Here is a 21,326-nt window from a genome sequence, read left to right on the forward strand (position 1 = left end):
TACTTTGATCCTAGTCTCTATCGTTGTTGGGATGTAGGGAGTTAACCCCTCTTCTTCCATCCCATTTTCGTTGCCCTATTATCTGTTGATGGGAGCGATATTCGCAAGGTACAGCTTGGCTAATCAGACCACGCGTTTTTTCCTTTTTACTTTCAAGTTCTTTTCATATGAAACATCAGGTGAGTATACTGTAAGCTCATCAATAAGGAGCGAACCTGTGAACCCAAGACAAAATGAAATCCTGCAATTAGTGAACGACCGTAAACGCGTTCAAGTCACAGAGCTTTCTGACATCATTGGCGTGTCGGGTGTGACCATCAGACAGGATTTGAACTTTCTGGAGCAACAGGGCTACCTAAAGCGCGTTCACGGCGCAGCTACCGCGTTGCAAAGTGATGACATTGATGCCCGTCTAGAAGTACGTTTCGATATTAAACAATCGCTCGCAAACCAAGCTGCGGATTTGGTCGCACCGAATGAGACAGTGCTGATTGAAGGAGGCAGTGCCAATGCGTTGTTGGCTCGGACATTGGCTGAGCGCGGCGATGTGACCATCATTACGCCATCGGCGTATATCGCCCATCTCATCCGTAACACTTCTGCCAACATTATCTTGCTTGGTGGCGTGTATCAGCACCAAGGCGAGAGCTTGGTCGGACCGCTGACTAAGTTGTGTATTGAGAACATTCATTTCAGCACGGCCTTCTTGGGTATTGACGGCTTCCATCAAGACACTGGCTTTACTAGCCGCGACATGATGCGCGCTGAGATCGCAGAAACCATCATTGCGAAAAAAAGGCGCAATATTGTTCTAACGGATTCTAGTAAATTTGGGCAAATTTATCCCTCATCAATTGGTAAGACTGACGAAATATCAGTGCTGCTGACTGACAAAGCCGCTCCGAAAAGCGACCTTGAGCAAATCAAAAAGCGAGGTGTGGAAGTTATATTAGGCTGATTAAGCCACGCTTCGTTTTCGCTTCGCGAGCATTGCTGTTGGGGAGAAACCGGTGACTAGCATAGTGCCGCTAAGCACTAGAATTGTTCCTATGATGGTGTTAGAGCCGACGGGCTCATCTAGCACCAAGTAGCCCCATAAGATACCAAAAACAGGAACAAGAAAAGTGACAGTCAGTGCTGACGCTGGGCCGATATCAGAAACTAAGCGGAAATAGAGCAAATAAGCGAACCCTGTACATACAACGCCGAGCGTGACAACAGAGCTCCATTCGAAATGACTTGGTTCTGCACGCATTGGTAAGAATGGTAGCAGCGGCAGTACCCAAATAACCGCCGCCCACATGCTGCCGTGAGCATTGTCAAAAGCAGGCACTTGTGGCGCATTTTTAGTGTAGTTGGTAGCAATGCCATAGCTGAAAGAAGCCATCAAACTGGCGGCAATAGGGAGCATGGCTTCTTCACCTATGGTTGAAGTATCTAAGCCGACCAAGACTGCAACGCCTCCAATGCCTATTAGCATACCGAGAACAGATTTCGCTGTGAGTGGGCTGCGGTACCAAACAAAGCCAACTAGTGCTCCCCATATTGGGGCGGTTGAGTTCAATATTGCTAAAGTTGATGCATTCAGTGTCTGGGCTGCGTACGCAAAGAGTAAAAATGGAACTGCGCTATTGAATAAGCCAATAATAAAGAAGTGTTTAGTATGCGCAGTTAACGTGAGTTTCTTCTTCAAATATACGGCGATCAATAACAAAGCGACGGCGGCAAATGTAACTCGAAATTCGATTAAGTAAGCCGGCCCGAATGTGTTGGCGGCGACTCGCATAAACAGAAACGAGCCACCCCAAATAGCAGCGAGGCAGAGTAAGCGAAAAAAACTGACGGCAGTCATTTGACATCCTTGGTCGAGGTCTAGCGCCTCATCGATTAATTGTTGCGCTAACAGTGAATTAAACCAAGGATGAGGTCAACCAGAAATGTAATGCCAGTTCCGGATCTGGCTAGCTTGGGCTCACGTTGATGGTGTGTTGTTGATTTGTGATGACTTAATGGCTCTCTGACCATACTGCGAATTCATTTCCACTCGGTTCAGTGAAGTGGAATCGACAGCCGCCGGGGAATTCGAAAATAGGGCGGATAATTTTTCCACCATGCTGCTCTACTTTTGTCTGAGTGGCCTGAATGTCTGAGCTATAAAATACTAAAAGTGCGCCACCATTTGCGGTTTGGTTTATAAACTCAGATTTGAAGAATCCGCCATCCAACCCTTGTCCTGAAAATGCAGAATATTCTGGACCATAATCGGTAAAGCTCCAGTCAAAAGCACGCTCAAAAAATTGTTTGGTCGCACTGACATTAGTGGAACCAAATTCAACGTAATTCAATTTTTCATGTTGATGCATGGTGAAATCCTTCTCGGTTACTATCGTTTCTAGGCGAACTTTTCTACGATGATGTCGTCCGCTTTTTCGACAAATAATGTGCCATTATCTCTGAGCTCTGTCAGCACATTCTCTACATTATCAGGCAGCACCGCACGAGTTGAAGCAAGATTAACTACCACATTGTAGCCAAGTTCCAGTGCTTGCATGACGGATTTTTTCACACAAAAGTCTAAGGCAAGGCCACCGATAACTAAGGTATCAATCCCGTTGAACTTTAGAAATTCATGCGCGCCTGTCGTTTTGGTGTCGGCAATATCATGGAAAAAAATACCGTAAGGGTGTGCGTCAGGATCCATACCTTTATTAACTTGAAAATCATAGTCCAACACGGGTGGTAAGCCATCTAGCAGCTCAGAACCTGTTGTGCCAAGCACACAGTGGCGGTTCCACTTTATATCCACATTCGGTAAACCAACGGGCTCAAGCATATTGGCTGGCGATTCTGCATCCCATTTTGCTTTCGGTGGGTGCAAGTCACGACTGACCAGTTTTAATCGGCCTTTGGCATGATTGTTCAAAAGTTCCGGTACGATTTCCAACGCACCTGCAACGGGCAGTTCATCTGGACATAACTCACTAAAGCCTTTCTCTGGATCAACGTCGATCACTGCTGTAGTTTGATAGTTTACTCGAACAGTCATGGCAGACTCCTTGTCTGTCTGATTGTCTGCGTTTATCCACGCAAACAGTTTTGAAAAAAGGTTACTTCGTCGCTAGTCAGCGTATATACCATTGCGGGTTTTCCACCTTTGCCTTTGTTGGTTGAAGCGACTTTATTAGTGGGTTTTAGTACGCCTGAATCTATCAAGCGGCGCTTAATCGTCATTCGGCTGATATCAATACCAAACTCTTGATAAGCAGAAATGATGTCCGCAACCAAAAACTCTTTGTCTAATGCAAACAAAAGAACCGATGTGTATTCAATGGATGCACGAAGCTTTTGCCACGCTTTTTCAATGGTTTTTTGATGATCAAATGCGAGGGTTTCTTCTCCATTGAGAATAGCCTGTAGCGAAAACCATTTAAGTTGGCATTCCGGTACACCTGCATTATTTATTTGCTCTACATTGTTACGATCAACTAAGGCGTAGTGCGTAATGTTTAAGCTCCAGTCTTCTGGATCGCGCTTTGGATCACCGTCGATAAACGCTTCGCTAAAATGGCGAGGGTAGGTATGGATTTTCTCACGGCAAATTCGGCGACGCGCCGCTTCAAAGTTTTCATCGGCCGGGCGTCCGCCTTCACTGGTTAAGTCTTTATCAAAGACAAATCCGCCCGGTAGTGCCCAGACTCCATGGTATGGCCGATTTGGATTTGAACGTTTAATCAACAACACTTCCAATCCCTTATCGGCACAGCCAGATAGCCTGAATGGAATAATGTCGACAGATACGATCATGGTTGGGTCCTAATATTGATTTGTAAGTAATCTAGCGCATAACAAGTGGTCAATCAATGGGTAAGTAACGAGTTGTTAGAAACGTTTTTGGTAGTGTTCGTAATACGGCTTGAGCATAAATTTACGGATGACTCTGACTTATTCACAATGCTTGCTCGAATTCTAGACAAAAAAACCTTATAAAAATGAGTGGTTAGTAACAAAAGTTGACAAACTATAGATGGGTGTTTATTGTTTACGCAAATTAGTTAGTAACAAAAAGTTATATACCCAGGAAGGGCATGTAGAAGGGCACCTAATGACCACCAAACTATTTTCTTCCCGCATCATTCAAAGCGCTTTGGATTTCGATGTCTACAAAGTCAATATGATGAGCGCTGTAACAGCGCTTTACCCTGATGCGATGGTGTCATATAAGTTTATCGTGCGCAGTGAGGAAGACCTCTCTGAGCTTTTGCCCGAGGTAAAAGCCGAAGTCTTTAAACTGCAAGATATTCAATTTACGCAAGAAGAAATTGAATATATTAAGCGTGTCGCGCCTTACCTGAATCCTGACTTTGTTGATGCACTGCGCCATTTCCGTTTCAACCCACAAAGTGATGTCTCTTTCCATAATAAAGCCATGGCTGATGGCTCAAGCCAGTTAAGAATTACCATTAACGGTTTGTGGCGAGATACCATCTTGTACGAAACGATCATCATGAGTATCGTGTCTGAAGTTCGTAGCCGTCAGCGTTGGTCAGATATCCCTGTTGCGCAATTTACCACTGTTTTAGAAGAGAAAGTTCGGCACCTAAAGTCGGAACTAAAACGTCGTAACATTACTAACTTTAAATTTTCTGACATGTCGACGCGTCGACGTTTTTCCTTCCAAGCTCAGCGCACTATGCTGGAATATTTGTGCCAGGAAGTGCCGGAATGTTTGACAGGAACAAGTAACTATCACTTAGCAAAAGAGCTGAATTTGACGCCTATCGGCACCGTTGCTCATGAATGGTTTATGGGACACCAAGCTCTGGTGAATGTGCGAGATTCGCAAAAAGTGGCGTTGCAACGTTGGCAAAAAATGTTTAATGGTGCACTAGGTATTGCGTTAACCGATACGATTGGTATCGATGCTTTCCTTAAAGACTTTGATGAAGAACTAAGTAACGCGTACTTCGGTGTACGTCACGATAGTGGTTGCCCTTATAGCTGGGGTGAAAAAATCATTGCACACTACCAGTCGCTGAATATAGACCCATTAACAAAAACACTGGTGTTTACCGACGGACTTAACTTCGAACAAGCGTTAGATATTTGCGAGTATTTCCAAGGACGTATTCAGGTGAGTTTTGGTATCGGTACTTTTCTTGCCAATGATATGGGTGATTATGTCAATAAAGATGGTGAAGCCTACCAGCCACTTTCTATCGTGATAAAAATGGTCACGTGCAATGGTTCACCGGTCGCCAAAATCAGTGACGAACCTGAGAAAGCCATGTGTGAAGATATCTTCTTTTTGATGAATCTCAAGCGCCGCTTTGAACAACCTCTTGATTTAAATGAGTGTCGTAAAATGATTGATCGTTTAGAAACTGAAGGTCAAAATTATCTCATCGACGCGTAGGCGTTATCCTCTCATCCATGATAAGCACCCTCTATCGTTACGACAAATTTATATAGGTAAACGTGGAGGGTGATTTCGTTATAGTAATATACAGAAGTAACCAGATACAGCGCAGGAAAGCACTCAAAAGTTGATGTGTTATCTGCCTTTGATAGGTGTAAATCGATACGTTACAGCATCGTGGACGGTGTATCTCATCCGACACTAAACTCAGTCTAATCACGTAGTTTATTCCCACGTACCATGAGCTCACTCGGGTATAGACGTCTATCTGCTTTTATGACTTTGGGCTTCACGTAGTTGCTTGAATCAGGAGTCAAAATGAACCTAGTAGTACATTTGCAAAAGAAAGCGATCCGAAAATATGGCTATGAGATGGCCACTCGCCAAGCATGGAGGTGTGGTATCAAGGCAAATCTTGTAAAGCGCGTGATTGGCCTTTTTAAAGGACAAATTGTTTGTGTGGTTGAAGGTTGCCGAGCAGAGTTTTCTTCTCCTCTTAATAACCCCCTTCACGAAGATGACAAGCAGGGGCGATATGTGTTTGTTGGCGGTGTATGCTGGGAACCAAATAACATTATAGCGCCTGGTTTCCCTGATTTTATGTTTATGCACGTGCGTAATCTAAGCCACCGTCATAAGTATTTAACGGATGACGAACTATTTTTGAGCTTGGCTTAAAAATAAATCTCATAGACTAGTCCAGCCCAATCATAATCAGTAGTGATACAGTTTTATCTCTGTTGACATTCTGCTGAGTGTTTCTTGACGTACCTCTTATAAAACAGTGTTTCTTTACTTGTTAATAACAGAGGGTTTGTTTTCGTCTGATGTGATTTCCCTTTTGCGATTTACCATAACGCTCATCAAAGCAAACCATACTGGGATGTAAATCATGAATATGAAATCTATCGCAATTGCAACGGCAGTTGTTGCTGTACTAGCAGGCTGTAAAGACAAAACGCCACCAGCTCCAACTCAAGCAAACATTACTTTGGTTGAAGCGGTGACTGAAACGGTGAAAAAGCCGCACCAAGTATGTAAAGACGTGGTAGTAACCGAGCAAGTTGCCCCTGCGGATGACAATAAAATTATTGGTACGGTTGGTGGCGCAGCAGCTGGAGCAGCGCTGGGCAACCAAATCGGTGGTGGCTCAGGTAAAGTGATTGCAACTGCAGCTGGTACGATTGCTGGTGCACTGACAGGTCGTAAGATCCAGGAGAATGTGCAAAAAGGTGATGTAGTAACAACGACGAAAAAACAGTGTCATACAGAATATACGACATCTGATAAAGTAGTGGGTTACGACGTCACTTACGAAGTTTCAGGTGCACCAACGACGGTTCGTTTGGCGAGCAAACCAGCGACAAAAACGTTCCCAATTCAAGATGGTAACGTTGTTCTACCACAATAGTTAGCGACTTAACCGAAGCGATTAACAAGCCCTTTTATCTTTGAGATGAAAGGGCTTTTTCACATACGCGGCGTTTTCATCTGTTTTCCTATTGGAATGTGCGGCCAGAAATACCCGTTAATTTCCGCGTTCGATACAATCACTTTTCTAAAAGTACGAACGGAAAAAACATGGAAGATTTTTACCTGACCGAGCACGGTCTGGCTGGTTATTTCGAAGCGCAATGGTTCGACAAGTTCATTGAGGATCAACAGATTGAGATGATAACCAGTCGCTCAAAACAAGTCCCACTTTCTTTTTTGTCATCACCTCACTGCTCCCAAGTTGCTGATTTTATTGCGCAGGCGGTAATCGAAATCAGCGTTCAGCCGTGTTCCCTACTTGAGGTTGGGGCGGCGCTGGGAAGAAATTATTATGAGTTAGTGCAACGCTTACCTAACCTTAAAGAAGCGACGCTTGTGGAGCCTTCAAATAGGTTAATGGATGGCTTGAAGCAACTATTAATAGAAGAACAACGCGTCGAGCTTACTTACCTTCACGATGTGAACACCTTAAACACTTTAGAGGTAGAGAATAGAGATATCGTACAGAAATGTGCTCATGTTGATTTGACGCTAATTAATCAGCCTTTTGAGCTCGATACTCTCCAATCTCGCTTTGATTTAGTCGTATGTTTAAATGTGATTGATCAATGTGAGTCGCCACTTAGCGTGATCAATGCTCTAAAAAAAACCACCAAGGTGGGTGGGCTGATCGTTGTCTCTTGCACTTATCAGTGGAACGCGAAACACATCAAAAATAAAGAAGAGGCGGTTGATGATATCAAAGAATACTTTGCTGAAGGCTGGCGTCTAGTGTCGGAAGCCGATCATGAATATCGCATCCGGTTTAATGATCGCTTCGCAAGGCAGTTTTTATCTCACGTAGTCGCTTACGTAAAAACCGATTAGAGCCACATAAAAAAACCGAGCACTTACGGCTCGGTTTTTTAGTCTTTGGGTTAGAGCACAACTTTAAGTAACGTGCGCTTCTTGTTGCTCTTGCAACTTTTTCTTGCGACGCTCTCGTTTAGAAAGCCAAACCAGAGGCACAACAATCATAATGGTTCCTATTGCCATAAATATGTCTGGCACTTCTCCAAACCAAATCAATCCCACAAACACGGCACCAATTAAGCCACTGTATTCAGCGCTGGCAATTTTGTTGCTATCGATCGAGCGGTAAGCGATGACACATGTTGCTGCATAAATCATGATGAACAAACTTGAGCCAGCAGCAACAGGGAAAGCACTCCAGTCCCAAGGTTCTGCTTCGATCAGAACAAGCAAGAAGGCTACTGGAATACCTGCCAAGTTTGTCATCAATAACGTTTGCATCACAGACTGATTTTTTGGCAGTTTTCGAATGAGCAAGTTATTGATTGCTAAAGTAATTGCAACAACTAAAGCTGAAATGGCTGCCCAATCGATTTGGTCTGGACGAATGATGACCAATACACCGGCAAAGCCCATTATCGCTGCGGCGACCGATTGCTTAGACAACTGTTCTCCAAAAAAGATTGCTGCAAGCGGCAACATGATTAATGGCGCGGCGTAAAAGATCGCGTTCGCAGTTGCGAGCGGTAAAGATGAGATCGCCAAAACCATGAATATTGCACCAAGTAACCATACGTGAGCGCGAACAGCATGCCACTTAAACCCTTCAAGAAAGGGCGCATTTTTTGTTAGCAAGTAGACTGGCAGCAGGAAAAGCACCGCTGAAATTTGTCGGAAAAAGACAAATTGAAAAATAGGCACTTCATTTCCGACACTTTTAATTAAAGAGTCCGAAAGCACCGCAATGAGATTTCCAACAATTAATAGCAGCATCGCTGCTCCGACCGATGTAACTTTCACTTTTTCCTCTCCTCTTTCTTTGCCAAAGAGTAGGTGATGTCATAGGATGAAGTGAAGTGATATTTATTAGTTTAAGTATGAGATTTTTAGATAATGAAATTGCCACCACTCAGAGCGGTTCACTGTTTTGAATCTGTTGCCAGAAACTCTAGCTTTTCGCTTGCTGCTGAAGAACTCAATGTGACGCAAAGTGCCGTTAGCCACCAGATACGATTATTAGAAGATTACTTGGGTGAATCATTGTTTATCCGCCAAGGCAGAAAGCTTTCTTTGTCCGATACGGGCACCCGCTATTTAGAGGATATTAGCCCAGCAATTAGCTCAATTGCGATGGCCAGCCAAAAGGTGCGAGAAGGGGACAAAGGCAGCATACGGTTGGCGATTTATAGCTCGCTTGCCGTAAAGTGGCTTATTCCGCGTTTGTCTGATTTTAAGCGCTTACATCCAGAAATCGATCTGACACTCAATATGGTCGTTGGTGATCCTGAACAGACAGACAGCGTTGGCGATTGTTTTATCACGGTAGAGAAGCCAAAGCGAAACTACATGTCGGTAAAGTTATACGCGGAGACGTTGTATCCGGTCTGCAGCCATAAAATTTGGAAAGAGTTGCAAGATCAACCGATTCCAGAAGCGCTTTGGCGATACCCTATTTTGTCGACAGACTCAATTTATCGAGAGAGAGGAAAAGATTGGGCTGAGTGGTGCAGAGCGGGCGGTTACACCTTGCCGAAAGATGTCGATGTTCAACATTTTAGTCATATGTTGTTGGCAATAGAGGCGGCGCGTTATGATCAAGGCATCGCATTTGCGAATGATTTTATGCTCAATGAAAGAGATAAAGCGCACGATTTGGTGTATATCCCTTCTCATGGATTGGAAACCGGCGACAGCTTCTATTTTATTCATAAAAAGAGTCGAGCCAAGCAAGCGGAAATCATCAAGCTCACTAACTGGTTGAAGCAGCAATGCTTGTGAAATGACTAAATTGTCAAAATTAAGAAAGAAAGTGGCAAAGTTGTGTCTAAATATTTCATGTTTTATTGAGTTTTTATTCATTAACATCCACTTGGTTTTGAAACCAAGTGAAATGGATAGCATGGCATGCTTAAGGATGGGCAAAACACAACCTCAATAATTAACAGGCAGTGAAATACAATGTTTAAAAAAACATGGCTAATGACAGCCCTTCTAGCAACATGTTCTGTTGTAAACGCAGCTCCTTACGTTGGTGCATCTGTAGGTCAAGCATCGTTTGGTGATGTTAATGGCTCTATCAATGGTGGTGGTACTAACGCTAGCACTAAACTTAAACTTGAAGATGACTCAAGCCTTTCAGGCAAAGTATTCGGTGGTTACAAATTCAACGAATACATTTCTCTAGAAGCAGCCATTGGTGGTTACGATGCTTTAGACGGCAAAGTTGTTACTGTTGGTGATATGAAGTATCTATCGATTCAGCCAAAAGCGACTCTACCGATTGGCGATCGTTTCAACCTTTTTGCTAAAGCTGGTCTTTCTTACTTCAATGCTGAATTCAAAATTAGCAACTCTGTGATTGACGGTAGCGCAGGCCATACCACCATTTCTGACAGCACTGTAACAGGCATGTACGGTTTAGGCGCAGAGTTCGCTATTACTGAAAACTTTGCTCTACAAGTTGAATGGGAATACATGATGCCTGAGCTAGACATTGCGAAATTTGGCAATGAAAAAGTAACGGTTGATGCAGACATCAATGTATTCTCTGTAGGTATGAGCTACCGTTTCTAAGAATACTTATTCAAGTTACCTCTTGGCTTAGTAAACGTTTGTGACTTCTGTTGGTCGAGCTGAGTCCAAGCTTTGAATTTGTTTAGATATAGCACAGGAAGTTTAGTTGCTAAGCGTCCTGTGCTATTTTTTTGCTTTGGAATAACTCTTAGGAATCTTTGTGAACGATGTCAATCTTAGGTATCTGGATCTACTGTTAAAGCACTTTGAACCTCACCAGTATCACCTTGTTACGCTTTCTGAGCTAGAAGCGGTGGTTTGCACGTCGAGGCGCAATGTTTCTATTGTGATGAAAAAGCTTGCCACTTACGATTGGGTCGATTGGCAACCTGCGATTGGCCGAAGTAACGCTAGCCGTCTCAGTATTAATATTTCCCTCCAACAAGCGATGACCGAGTTTTTGGTTGAGGAGCTTGGCAGAGGAAGAATGAACTCAATAACGAAACTTATTGATTGGTTCGGTCAAACCGCGGTTAGAGCACTAACTATCGCATCTGAAAAAGTGAATCGATTGAATGAATCAAATAACGCTATTTTGATTTCTTCTTACCCTTGGGTATCCAAAATCGACCCTGCGAATACTTACCGTCACACTGAATTACACGTCGCGAAAAGCGTTTATGACGTATTGCTGACCCAAAATTCCAATGGTGGTATCGAGCCATCGTTAGCACACGAATGGAAAATGGAAGGCAAGGTAATGACGTTATGGTTGCGGCCAGGCATATATCGCCATGATGGCGAGCCCCTTAACATACAGGATGTGGTTTGGAGTATAGAAAGACTTAGGGAGATAAAAGGACCAGTTCACGAGCTCTGGCAATGCATTGATAGCGTGGTTGCAGAAACATCTAACTGCTTAAAAATCATATTGAAGTATCCGAACAAGTTGTTTCCATACATGCTAGCAACTCCTCATGCGTCTATTCTGTGTCGAGATGTCGTCTCTTTCGGTTCTAGTTATTCCTACCACATAGGGACTGGGCCATTTAAAATCAGCGGCTGGAACCAGGAGAGTATGACTCTTGAAGCGCACAAAGAGTATTTTTCAGCACGCGCATTGTTAGATCAAATAACGCTGTCTCATGGTGATGTTAAAACCTTAAATATGTTGAGCTTTAACCAAAGCTCCGATCACGTTGAAGTGGAAAAAATTAGCGCATTTTCATATTTGACCTACCGCGAACGCGTGGAATCCCAACTCACAAAAGAGACTTGGTATCAACTCGCTGATTACATCCATGTGCAAAAGCGAATTTATGATGCGCCAAGTGCCGTTGACAGCATTCAGTTAGAGACTCACGAGCAAGATTTATCAATAACAGATGGTGTTGTGATACCTAAACTGAAAGGTAAAGTGGTATTAGCTGAACCTGTCTGGACGATTCCGAGTTTAATTCGTCATTCCGAATGGTTGCACAGTGTGATTCGTGCAACGGGATTAGAGTTAGAGATCATTGTTATTGATGACATTAGTTTTCCTGAGGTAGTGTCTCACCAAGCAGATTTGCTCTTCATTGAGGAAGTCATGGAAGCACCATTTGAATATGGCATCTTCGAATGGCTGTCGATAGCAACTGGACTGCGTTTTAGTTTTGATCAAAGCCAGATGTTAAGCCATAGAGAAAAGGTTCGCAGGGCGATGGCAGATGATCACTCGCTACAGTCTTTATTAAACCTAGAGAAAGCGCTGCGCGATCAGTACCTATATTTGCCTTTGTTTGTTGGCTATGAAGAAGTGACAAAAACACAGCAAGTGCGAGGTGTGCAGGTGAAGAATACAGGCTATAGCGATTTACATAGGTTATGGATTGCTCATTCACACTAGAGTCTGTGTTCAAGATTATGCAAATGTCCAACGCATAAAGCCATCGAAATGATGGCTTTATAAGGGCGTATCGGATTAGAAGTTGTACGACACACTTGCGCCAACAACCCATTGGTTTGCACTATCAACGATAGATGAGTCGCTGATACCGCTGCCTAGGCGCGTGTATTGTGTCATTTGGCTTACTTGCCAGTTGTCGTTGATTGGCATAACAAGTTTGTAGCCCACACCATAGCTTACCGTTGAATCACCTTTGTATGCTTTGCGGTTTGCGTTTGCTTCGCGTTGTTTTACACCAAAGTAGTAATCTACGTAGTCTTCACTTTGATAAGTTAGGTTAGCAAAAGGAACAAAATCAACACTACCGAATTTCATGATGTGGAAGTAAGTCGCGCCCGCTAAGTAACCTTTGTAAGCACCACTGATATCGTGCTGAAGGTACGTAGAAATGACGTTGTTTTGATCCAGTGTAAAGTCTGCGTTTAAACCTAGATCGACGGCGAAACGGCGTTTATCTGTGCCTTTCAGGCTTTTCGCTGTATCACCGTCGCGCATTACACCGCTACCTACAAGGTAGGCACTCATGTTGATTAACTCATTGGTGTTACCGAAGAAGCGGTAGTTAATGCCACTTAGGTCGGCATTAAAGTCGTCACCATGGTAACCACCGTTGAGAATTGGTGCTGTATTATGCTTTTGATCTTTGAAAAGATCGCTGCCTTGAGCCACACCAGCTTCTACGTTCCAACCGCCTTCGTTGTTGTAGATGTTACCGTTACGAATGTAAGTATCGCCAGCGAAAGCTGAGCCAGCAGCTGTCAGAGTAAGTAGTGCAATTAATGTTTTTTTCATCATTTTTCCGAGTTGTTCTGTTTTGTTTTGAACACTGTACAAAATGATGTTGTAAGCATCTATCGGCAAAGCGTATGGAAATGTAATGAACAATCAGGGTAAGAAGCGGAATGTTGCTTCAGAATAGAAAGGTTGCTGGAATAGCGTTCGTTAAAATAACGAAAAATCCGAGCTGGGGTGGCTCGGATTTGGGGTATTTATCAGGTATTGATACTAACTTCTTACTGTTTCGTTAAGTTGTATAGTGGTGCTAGGTCACCCGTTACTTTTTCGCCATTCATGTCTAGCTTCATAAGTACGTTTTCACCAACAAAGTATTGGTTTGGTGCATCTTCATTTGTCAACGTTACGATGCTGCCATTTGCGTCCCAAGTGAATTGACCTTCAGATTTTGATTGACCGTCTTCTTTGTCTTGGTAGCTTTCTTCAAGTACGTAAGTGCCATCTTGATTTAGTGTGATGGTCATATCGATACCAGCACAATCCGCGCAAGGTAGTGTTCCTTTGTAGGTGCCGTTCCAGTCCAGAGCACTTTGTGCGTTGTGTTCAGAGTCTACAAATGTCTCTTCAGTAATTACCTGTTCTTCTTCTACTGGTAACGTGTCAATTGTCTCAGTCGTAACGTCTGCACTGGTGGTGACTTCAGTTTCCGTTGCCTGAGGTACTTCAACTGCGCTTGCTTCGGCAGGTTTCTCATCTTGACAGCCTGCAAGAATGATTACCGCGCCTGTTAGTGCCAACATTGTCTTTTTCATTTTATCCCTCTTTAAATCAAGATTTTGTATGAGAGTAATAGTAGACATTTATCGAGGATTTGCGTCATCAAAAAGCAATAGAATGATCTAACTATGTCAATAAAACCGGATATGAGCATGAAATTGTCAGGAAAATCAGAACAATGTAAATGTTGCTTTGGGTATCAAGCTTGAGCCCACAGATAAATATCTAAAAAGGGGAGTGGGAGCGAGTTAATTGATAACAGCCCACATAGTTGTGAGCTGTATTATCAACATCATCTAAGAAACGTTATTGAAGCTTGAGCGTGAAGTGCCTCGTTTTGTGCTTCGTTGATCAGAAAACAGCTCCGCAATAACCTGACGATTTAATTCGCCTTTCAAATGGCCGTGCTCATTGATGACGGGCAGTGAATGTTCACACGACATGACTTCAGTCAGCACTTGCTCAATGGCTAAATGTGGAGAGATGGTAGGCACCTCTTCATAGATATCATCACGCCAATCTGATAGGTGAGTTAACTTCGCTGCGTTTAGCAATCCTTGCTGTGTTATCACGCCTTGATAGCCTGCATTGGTCTCATGGTAGGCATAATCACGTTTAACACGTTTCATTTCACTCAGCGCATCTTCAATGGTTTCAGCGCGAACACAGTACGAAGGTGGCTGCATCAGCGTTTCGACTGTCAGTGCTCGCGCTCTATTGACGTCTTTTACAAAGGCTTCAACGTACTCATCGGCAGGATGCAGTAAAATTTTGTCTGGTGAACCTTGTTGGACAAGTTCACCGTCTTTAAGAATCGCGATGCGATCGCCAAGTCGAAGCGCTTCATCTAAATCATGAGTAATGAAAATAATGGTTTTGTGCAGCTTCTGTTGCAGCTCTACCAGCTGATCTTGCATTTCGCTCCGAATCAGAGGGTCCAATGCTGAAAAAGCCTCGTCCATCAACAGTATTTCGGCGTCGGTAGCCAGTGCCCGTGCAAGGCCCACACGCTGTTGCTGTCCACCCGATAGTTGAGCAGGATACTGGTGCTTATAACCCGTCAGTCCAACGGTTTCTAACCATTCATTTGCTTTTTCTAAGCGCGCCTCTTTATTCATTCCCTGAACTTCCAAACCATATGCGATGTTGTCGATAACAGTGCGATGAGGCAGCAAACCAAAGCGCTGGAACACCATAGACATCTTGTGACGGCGAAACTGTTCAAGCTCTTTGTTCGAAAGTTGCATGACATCCACCCCTTCTACCAAAATCTGCCCCATGGTTGGATCGATTAATCGGTTGAAGTGGCGAATCATGGTGGATTTTCCAGAACCGGATAATCCCATAATGACAAAAATTTCACCCTTTTGAATTTGCAGGTTGATGTCTTTTAGTCCGACCGTGTGGCCCGTTTCCGTTAAAACCTGCTCTTTACTATGTCCCAACTTAACGCGCTCAATCACGCTATTGGGCTTGGGGCCGAAGATTTTATACAGACCGCTGATTTCGATAAGTGGACTAGTCATGTTTTGAGTCTCCTAAATGAGCTTGAGTGCGTTTCGCATACGCTTGTGAAGCACGATCAAAAAGGATTGCTAGGGCGACAATTGCTAAACCATTGAGAAGACCAAGAGTGAAATATTGATTGGTAATAGACTTTAGAACAGGCTGACCTAAACCTTTTACCCCAATCATTGATGCGATGACCACCATTGACAGTGCCATCATGATCGTTTGGTTAATTCCCGCCATGATGGTTGGCATTGCAAGCGGAAGCTGAACCCCAAAAAGCCGTTGCCGAGTGCTGGCACCAAATGCGGTTGCGGCTTCCAATACTTCTTTATCAACTAGACGAATGCCCAAATTGGTTAAACGAATAACCGGTGGAATCGCGTAGATCACTACTGCGATAAGGCCAGGAATTTTCCCGATGCCCAATAACATCACAACTGGAATGAGATACACAAATGCCGGCATGGTTTGCATGACGTCGAGTAATGGTGTTACCACCGACTGAATGCGATTAGAGCGCGCCATAGCGATGCCGATAGGGATACCAAGTGCGATGGCAAGCATAGTACATACAGTGATGATACTGAGCGTGCGCATAGTATCTTCCCACATTCCAAAATAGCCAATCAGAATCAGCGAACCAAAACATGCAGCGGCCAGTTTCCAAGAGCGGCTAGCGGCATAAACGAGAGTGGTGCAGACACCTAAAATAATGAACCAAGGTGTAGAAATCAGAAGTTTTTCAAACCAGACAAGAAACGCCAGGAGCGGATCAAACAGAGACTCAATGAGTTCACCATACTCGCGAGAGAAATCTCTGTAGGCGCCGTCGAGTGTTTTGCGAATCGCCCTGAGATCAGAGGCATCCATTTCCGGGAATTCGCTGAGCCAATTTGAGTCAGACATATGTACTTCCTTTTTCTGATATACCTAAGCGCTTTCAAGAAACTTAATTTGGCAAGAAGAGTAGGGCACCTAGGCCAAGTAATGGTCGTTCGACAGGTTCTTTATCGAAAGTATTACCCTTTAAGCTCAGGCCAATGTCGTCAAACTTCTCTTTTTCGTTTCTTAGGTATACATCCTTTTAAATAAAACAATCATTAGTGTTCAAACTAATGATTTGCTTGGATTATAGTTTTTCTTCTTCAATAAAATGAACACATTAGCGTGTATTTGTATGAAAAATCTGCGCAAACTAACGTTTTTATTATCCGGTTAATTAGAATTGATCTTTTTGTTCGTTTGTCATCAAAATTCCTAAATTATTAGATGTCTAATTAATGCTGATGTATTACGTATTTGTCGTGTTGATTTTTGCAAACTTAGTTTATTGGCATATGCTAAAAATGTTATTGGCATATGCCAGTTTAAGGCGTAATTTGACTCTGTGTTTTTGAGGGACAATGATGGCAAGACCAAAGATAGAAAGACGAATATGCGGACGTGCGGCTCACCATTGCTTTAAGCCCAATGGCATTCCATTTAATCAGTTGGAGCAAGTCGCCATATTACCAGAAGAGTTAGAAGCGCTACGTTTAGCCGACTTAGAGGGGCTTAGCCAGCAGCAAGCTGCGGAGCAGATGGGCGTTTCTAGACAAACTTTTGGTAACACAGTAAAAAGTGCAAGATTGAAAGTCGCAAAAAGTTTAGTTGAAGGTCATGCATTAGTTTTTCCGAATGAGGAGTCAAACTTATGATTTATGCTATTCCTAATGATGGTGAGCGGGTGGCAAACCACTTTGTAAAAGCACCATACATCGCTATTTATTCTGATACTGACGGTATGCTAAAAAACTTAGCGAACATTGCTTCTATGCCACAAGCGGGTTGTAATGCGAAGTCTCAGTTGATTCAGTCTCTACAAGGGTACAATGTGGATGCTGTTCTTGTGCGAAATATTGGTGAACGTGTATTGGCAAAGCTACTTAGCAGTGGCACGCCAGTATTTAGGCTGTCTACTCGTAGTTCATTGGAAGATGTGCTTGCGGTTCCAAGAGAGCCTTTGATTGAGCCCTCTCAAGGACGCCCATCAAACAATCATAAGAAAAGTGTTCACAAACAAAAAGGCGGCTGCGGCTCCTGTGGTTGTGGTGGCCAAAAATCAAAAACCTCCTTGTTGGCAAGACCTAAAGCGCTACTCAAAGCAACATCTAGCCCTGCTATACTTAAGCTAGAGTCGATGGCTAATAAGGCAGGTTAATATGGTTTGGTTATTTACCTTTCTTGGTTTTCTCGCAATCATTTTGTTGATGTCACTTGGCGTCATTTTTCATAACAAGCGTATTCAAGGAAGTTGCGGCGGTTTAAACAACGTCGGTGTTGATAAAGTATGCAACTGCGAAACCTCATGCGCAGAACCTGAAAGGCGTTTACATCAAATCTCAGAGCCTAACTCATCACCTGAGCACTAAGGCTTTTGGCCCATTGCGGCAAGGTTTGCCGAAACCAGTCCAAATATTTGCTGGTCTGCGGATTCTCTCTGGAGACCAGTATGTTGACTAACTCGACAACGATCCACGCTTTTGCTAGTCCGATATCGCGCGCCAATTCTGTTGTTTCACCTTTCTCTGCGCACGTTATATACTTGCCTGCTACGTTCAAGTAATCATCAAATGTGCCCATGCCCTCGATGAGCGGCGCTAAATCTATCGCGACATGCCCTGTAGAAAAGCGCTCCCAGTCGAACAGCACCAGCTCGCCATTTCTACGCTGTCCCCAGTTTCCTGCATTCGTGTCTCCGGAGATCAAGTTCTGCCCATCGAAAAGGTGCGCCGATCGTTGTTGTAGCTGGTGGAAGAACTGTTCTGTCTCTGAGCCCAGTTTAAGTGTAGTGAGTGCTTGTTGAGTCGCTTGTGGTGTCCACTGGTGGCGGTGATAAATACCATCTGATATTGGTGGAAGTTGGTGCAGTTTGACGAGTTGTTCAATGACTCGATCATCTTCAAGTAAGAATGCTTGCTCGACTGCGTGGGGAACGTATTCAATGTACAGAACGTTTTTCTGGTCGTCGAGTTGAATCAAGCGCGGTACGTGTATTCCAAGCGCGTTAAACTGCTCGGCATAGCGTTGATAAAACGCCACTTCTATTTGAGTAGGGTTACGTTTTTCTATTACTTGGACGCCATCTTTTTCGATGAGAAAAACTTTGGCACTGCCCATTTGGTTGAGTTCTTGTTGCGACACCGGACTTCCTGTCTTCATGTAGAGAGAGCTCACCTTAATCGCTGCACTCACGTTTGCCAATAGCCACGACAAAGTGCCTCAAAAATATTAAATGCAACTGTTTAAATATGATTTTGCTGTGAGTGTCTAAATTTTACACAGTCTCGCCTGTACTCCGATAAATTCGTTCTACGCTTACTATTCGTCTTAATAAAGGAGAACCAAAATGGCTGTAATGAAGCAGGATATTCCAAATCGTGTAACGGTTTACCATGACAATATCGATCAAGAACAAGAGCTGAAAAATGCGATGCTGCCAGAGAAACCGCGCTACTTTAACGGTGCTCCGACTTACAAAGCGAACAGCATCGAAGAGTTTGAAAGCAAAATCAGTCAGATAGGTTTGTCTCTCGATAAATAATTTTTCTTTTACATAAAAGCGCCCTCAAAATGAGGGCGCTTTTTTGTTTATGTGATTGATTTGAATCTTAGGGAATTAACCTTGTTGTGTACAGCCTTGGCAGACCTGTTTTTGCACTGCTGGTGGCGCAGGCTCGTAATGGCTTAAGGTCATACTAAAGCTGCCTTCACCACCAGTGATAGAGCGTAATCGACGAGCGTAATCTTGCAGCTCGTTTACAGGTGACTTGGCTCTGAGTAAGGTGAAGCTGCTGTCGATTGGCTCGGAGCCTTCGATTAAGCCTCGGTTGCCAGATAAATCACCAGAAACATCGCCAACATTCGCGGTTGGGATGTGCAGTTCCATCTGGACAATGGGTTCTAGCACAATAGGATCGGCGTTGTTAATCGCATCTAAAAAGGCTTTCTTACCTGCGATGACAAACGCAATTTCTTTCGAATCGACGGAGTGATATTTACCGTCATAAACGGTGACTTCCACATCCTTAATTGGGTTGCCAGAAATCGCGCCTTCCTCTAACGCTTGCAAAATACCTTTTTCAACAGCAGGAATGAGCGCGGTTGGGATGGCGCCACCCACCACTTTGTTGATGAACTTAAATCCGGCGCCACGTTCGAGTGGACGAACCTTCAATTGCACTTCACCAAACTGACCTGCACCGCCACTTTGTTTTTTGTGTCGATAATGCCCTTCGGCAGGTTTGGTGATGGTTTCAAAGTATTCGACGCTTGGTTGGCAGGTTTCGACGTCCAGTTTGTACACGTTCGCCATCTTTTCTAATGCGACTTTGAGGTGAAACTCCCCTTGGCCGCTGATGATGGTTTCGTTGGTGCGAGCGCGATGTTCGACGCGCAGCGAAGGATCTTCACTGGCAATTTTATTCAGCACATCTCCTAATTTTTGCTCATCTCCACGCTTAAGAGGCTTCAAGCACAAAGAATACATGGAGTCAGGAAGGTCCAACGTTTTGAGTTGAACTCCATCTTCTTCGTGAGAGTCATGAACGATTGAATCGAATTCGAGATCATCCACTTTGGCTAAAACGCAGAAGTCGCCCGCAAGCGCGCGAGGGATCTCGGTTCTATCTTTGCCCTGCAGTTGATATAAGTGCCCAACTTTAAATGCCTTGTTGCTTTCGCCAATATAAAGCTGGCTGCCCGCATTGATTTCCCCCTGATACACACGTAAGTAGGCAAGTTTTCCCATATATGGGTCGACGCTGACTTTGTACACGTGTGCGACGGTGTGCTCTAAGGTTTCGCAATTTACTTTGATTTTTTTGCCGTTCTTTTCCAGTTGAGGAGGGTTACCCTCGTTTGGCATGGGCATGATCTCCGCCAAGGTGCGCAGCAGCAACTCGACGCCCGTGCCGGTTTGTGCTGAGACAAAACAGACCGGAATCACATGTCCAGTTCTTAGTGCTTCTTCAAACGGATCATGCAGTTGCTCTGCGGTGAGTTCGGAGCCTTGTTCCAGATACAGTTCCATCAGTTCTTCATCGACTTCGATAACTTGGTCAATTAGGGTCTCATGAGCTTCATCTACCGTTGCAAGTAAGGTTTCTCGTCCCAATTCTGGTTCGAAATAGCAGTCAACTACAGATTCCCCATCAGCCGAAGGTAAGTTGATCGGCAAGCAGTGGTCCCCAAAATGCTCAACGATGTTCTCCATCAATCTCTCTAACTGATTACCGTGGTTATCGAGCTTATTGATGATGATCATCTGACATTTTTGCTGCTCTTTTGCAAAGGTGAATAAGCGATCGGAAGTTTGGTTAAGCGGTGTTTGAGGGTCGATGACAAGGGCGGATGTTTCAACGGCAGGAAAAACGCTGATAGTACGGCCAAGTAACTCGTTTTGTCCCGGAGTGTCGATGACATTGAGCCGGTGTTTATTCCAGCGCAGTGCGACTGGCGTTGCTTCAATACTGTGTTGATATTGGATGGATTGAGGATCGAAGTCGGTAACGGTATCGCCTTTTTCTACGCTGCCTAAATGGTGCGTGGCATCACAGGTAAAGAGCAGTTTTTCTATCAGCGTGGTTTTACCGGTCCCGGTTTGGCCGACAAAAGCGATATTGCGTATTTTATTGATAGGCATAGAGCCTCCTTGCAAGATGGCGTGAAAAACCTACGAATTGCTAGGAAGTGGGTTGCTATAGAAACCCACGCACTGCATTGGAGTAGGGCGGGATTACCGCCTATTCGTCTTCCATGTCATTTTTCGGATGACTCGATGCATAAGACCACCTTCTTGGACCACTGTAATCTTAGCATGCCGTAATAACCGTATAATTTATGTGACTTATTTCATGATGGGGCTGATTGTTTTTTAAT

The 21,326-nt window shown here is 43.9% G+C and carries 23 protein-coding genes; 12 read left to right on the forward strand and 11 right to left on the reverse strand.

The annotated features are described in order from the left end of the window. Window positions 1-217: 217 nt before the first annotated feature. Window positions 218-958 carry a DNA-binding transcriptional regulator YciT gene (locus R7Q11_RS00735; protein ID WP_017635127.1) on the forward strand — a complete coding sequence of 247 codons (741 nt, stop codon included), beginning with the start codon at window positions 218-220 and terminating at the stop codon, window positions 956-958. On the opposite strand, the gene R7Q11_RS00740 is transcribed toward R7Q11_RS00735, so the two are convergent. The 4 genes from R7Q11_RS00740 to R7Q11_RS00755 form a co-directional block, all read right to left on the reverse strand. Then, window positions 959-1,852 (reverse strand): DMT family transporter, encoded by an 894-nt coding sequence (locus R7Q11_RS00740; RefSeq protein WP_005373960.1) that lies wholly within the window; start codon window positions 1,850-1,852, stop codon window positions 959-961. It lies immediately after the preceding gene. Window positions 1,853-2,006: 154 nt separating this feature from the next. Further along, window positions 2,007-2,363, reverse strand: coding sequence for a VOC family protein (locus tag R7Q11_RS00745; protein WP_042523322.1), 357 nt, complete (start codon window positions 2,361-2,363; stop codon window positions 2,007-2,009). Between the two features lie 29 nt (window positions 2,364-2,392). After that, window positions 2,393-3,046 (reverse strand): isochorismatase family protein, encoded by a 654-nt coding sequence (locus tag R7Q11_RS00750; RefSeq protein ID WP_225466092.1) that lies wholly within the window; start codon window positions 3,044-3,046, stop codon window positions 2,393-2,395. A 32-nt stretch (window positions 3,047-3,078) separates the two neighbouring features. Beyond that, window positions 3,079-3,804, reverse strand: coding sequence for an NUDIX domain-containing protein (locus R7Q11_RS00755; RefSeq protein WP_005373953.1), 726 nt, complete (start codon window positions 3,802-3,804; stop codon window positions 3,079-3,081). Window positions 3,805-4,102: 298 nt separating this feature from the next. Between R7Q11_RS00755 and pncB the strand changes: the two genes are divergently transcribed. From pncB to R7Q11_RS00775, 4 genes are all read left to right on the forward strand, one after another. Further along, complete coding sequence (gene pncB / locus R7Q11_RS00760; protein WP_225466093.1) at window positions 4,103-5,413, forward strand: nicotinate phosphoribosyltransferase; 1,311 nt, start codon at window positions 4,103-4,105, stop codon at window positions 5,411-5,413. A gap of 321 nt (window positions 5,414-5,734) precedes the next feature. Continuing rightward, window positions 5,735-6,094: a hypothetical protein gene (locus R7Q11_RS00765; RefSeq protein WP_017819785.1), complete on the forward strand. Its 360-nt coding sequence runs from the start codon at window positions 5,735-5,737 to the stop codon at window positions 6,092-6,094. 214 nt (window positions 6,095-6,308) lie between these two features. Beyond that, window positions 6,309-6,827, forward strand: a complete 519-nt coding sequence (locus R7Q11_RS00770) for a glycine zipper 2TM domain-containing protein (RefSeq protein ID WP_005373945.1) — start codon at window positions 6,309-6,311, stop codon at window positions 6,825-6,827. A 170-nt stretch (window positions 6,828-6,997) separates the two neighbouring features. Beyond that, window positions 6,998-7,777, forward strand: coding sequence for a methyltransferase domain-containing protein (locus R7Q11_RS00775; RefSeq protein WP_225466094.1), 780 nt, complete (start codon window positions 6,998-7,000; stop codon window positions 7,775-7,777). Window positions 7,778-7,840: 63 nt separating this feature from the next. On the opposite strand, the gene R7Q11_RS00780 is transcribed toward R7Q11_RS00775, so the two are convergent. Further along, window positions 7,841-8,722: a DMT family transporter gene (locus R7Q11_RS00780; RefSeq protein ID WP_005373940.1), complete on the reverse strand. Its 882-nt coding sequence runs from the start codon at window positions 8,720-8,722 to the stop codon at window positions 7,841-7,843. A 93-nt stretch (window positions 8,723-8,815) separates the two neighbouring features. Here R7Q11_RS00780 and R7Q11_RS00785 point away from each other — a divergent pair, with 93 nt between their 5' ends. The 3 genes from R7Q11_RS00785 to R7Q11_RS00795 all read left to right on the forward strand — a co-directional run bounded on the left by R7Q11_RS00785 (window position 8,816) and on the right by R7Q11_RS00795 (window position 12,323). Continuing rightward, window positions 8,816-9,700, forward strand: coding sequence for a LysR family transcriptional regulator (locus R7Q11_RS00785; protein WP_005387224.1), 885 nt, complete (start codon window positions 8,816-8,818; stop codon window positions 9,698-9,700). A 180-nt stretch (window positions 9,701-9,880) separates the two neighbouring features. Continuing rightward, window positions 9,881-10,495 carry an outer membrane beta-barrel protein gene (locus R7Q11_RS00790; RefSeq protein ID WP_225466095.1) on the forward strand — a complete coding sequence of 205 codons (615 nt, stop codon included), beginning with the start codon at window positions 9,881-9,883 and terminating at the stop codon, window positions 10,493-10,495. A 160-nt stretch (window positions 10,496-10,655) separates the two neighbouring features. Then, window positions 10,656-12,323 (forward strand): ABC transporter substrate-binding protein, encoded by a 1,668-nt coding sequence (locus R7Q11_RS00795; RefSeq protein WP_225466096.1) that lies wholly within the window; start codon window positions 10,656-10,658, stop codon window positions 12,321-12,323. Between the two features lie 75 nt (window positions 12,324-12,398). On the opposite strand, the gene ompV is transcribed toward R7Q11_RS00795, so the two are convergent. From ompV to R7Q11_RS00815, 4 genes are all read right to left on the reverse strand, one after another. Beyond that, window positions 12,399-13,175, reverse strand: coding sequence for an outer membrane protein OmpV (gene ompV / locus R7Q11_RS00800; protein ID WP_017635134.1), 777 nt, complete (start codon window positions 13,173-13,175; stop codon window positions 12,399-12,401). 221 nt (window positions 13,176-13,396) lie between these two features. Further along, complete coding sequence (locus R7Q11_RS00805; protein ID WP_138939746.1) at window positions 13,397-13,930, reverse strand: copper resistance protein NlpE; 534 nt, start codon at window positions 13,928-13,930, stop codon at window positions 13,397-13,399. A gap of 261 nt (window positions 13,931-14,191) precedes the next feature. Beyond that, entirely contained in the window at window positions 14,192-15,421 is a 1,230-nt protein-coding gene (locus R7Q11_RS00810) for a glycine betaine/L-proline ABC transporter ATP-binding protein (RefSeq protein WP_225466097.1), read from the reverse strand. Further along, window positions 15,414-16,313, reverse strand: coding sequence for an ABC transporter permease (locus R7Q11_RS00815; protein WP_005373926.1), 900 nt, complete (start codon window positions 16,311-16,313; stop codon window positions 15,414-15,416). Before R7Q11_RS00815 ends, R7Q11_RS00810 begins: the two co-directional genes overlap by 8 nt. Before the next feature lie 500 nt (window positions 16,314-16,813). Here R7Q11_RS00815 and R7Q11_RS00820 point away from each other — a divergent pair, with 500 nt between their 5' ends. The 3 genes from R7Q11_RS00820 to nqrM are packed head-to-tail and all read left to right on the forward strand — an operon-like array spanning window position 16,814 to window position 17,818. Further along, complete coding sequence (locus tag R7Q11_RS00820) at window positions 16,814-17,104, forward strand: DUF134 domain-containing protein (protein WP_005373924.1); 291 nt, start codon at window positions 16,814-16,816, stop codon at window positions 17,102-17,104. Then, window positions 17,101-17,607 (forward strand): NifB/NifX family molybdenum-iron cluster-binding protein, encoded by a 507-nt coding sequence (locus tag R7Q11_RS00825; protein ID WP_005373923.1) that lies wholly within the window; start codon window positions 17,101-17,103, stop codon window positions 17,605-17,607. The genes R7Q11_RS00820 and R7Q11_RS00825 overlap by 4 nt, the downstream gene beginning before the upstream one ends. 1 nt (window position 17,608) lies before the next feature. After that, complete coding sequence (nqrM, locus tag R7Q11_RS00830; RefSeq protein WP_025768002.1) at window positions 17,609-17,818, forward strand: (Na+)-NQR maturation NqrM; 210 nt, start codon at window positions 17,609-17,611, stop codon at window positions 17,816-17,818. Here the strand turns inward: nqrM and R7Q11_RS00835 are convergent. Then, a complete protein-coding gene (locus tag R7Q11_RS00835) occupies window positions 17,796-18,608 on the reverse strand; it encodes an aminoglycoside phosphotransferase family protein (RefSeq protein ID WP_225466098.1) in 813 nt (270 codons plus the stop codon). The genes nqrM and R7Q11_RS00835 overlap by 23 nt on opposite strands. Window positions 18,609-18,795: 187 nt before the next feature. Between R7Q11_RS00835 and R7Q11_RS00840 the strand changes: the two genes are divergently transcribed. Continuing rightward, complete coding sequence (locus tag R7Q11_RS00840) at window positions 18,796-18,990, forward strand: hypothetical protein (protein ID WP_005373920.1); 195 nt, start codon at window positions 18,796-18,798, stop codon at window positions 18,988-18,990. Window positions 18,991-19,065: 75 nt separating this feature from the next. Here R7Q11_RS00840 and fusA read toward each other — a convergent pair whose 3' ends face one another. Then, window positions 19,066-21,090, reverse strand: a complete 2,025-nt coding sequence (gene fusA / locus R7Q11_RS00845; protein ID WP_225466099.1) for an elongation factor G — start codon at window positions 21,088-21,090, stop codon at window positions 19,066-19,068. Window positions 21,091-21,326 lie beyond the last annotated feature (236 nt).

The organism is Vibrio sp. 970, assembly GCF_033339075.1.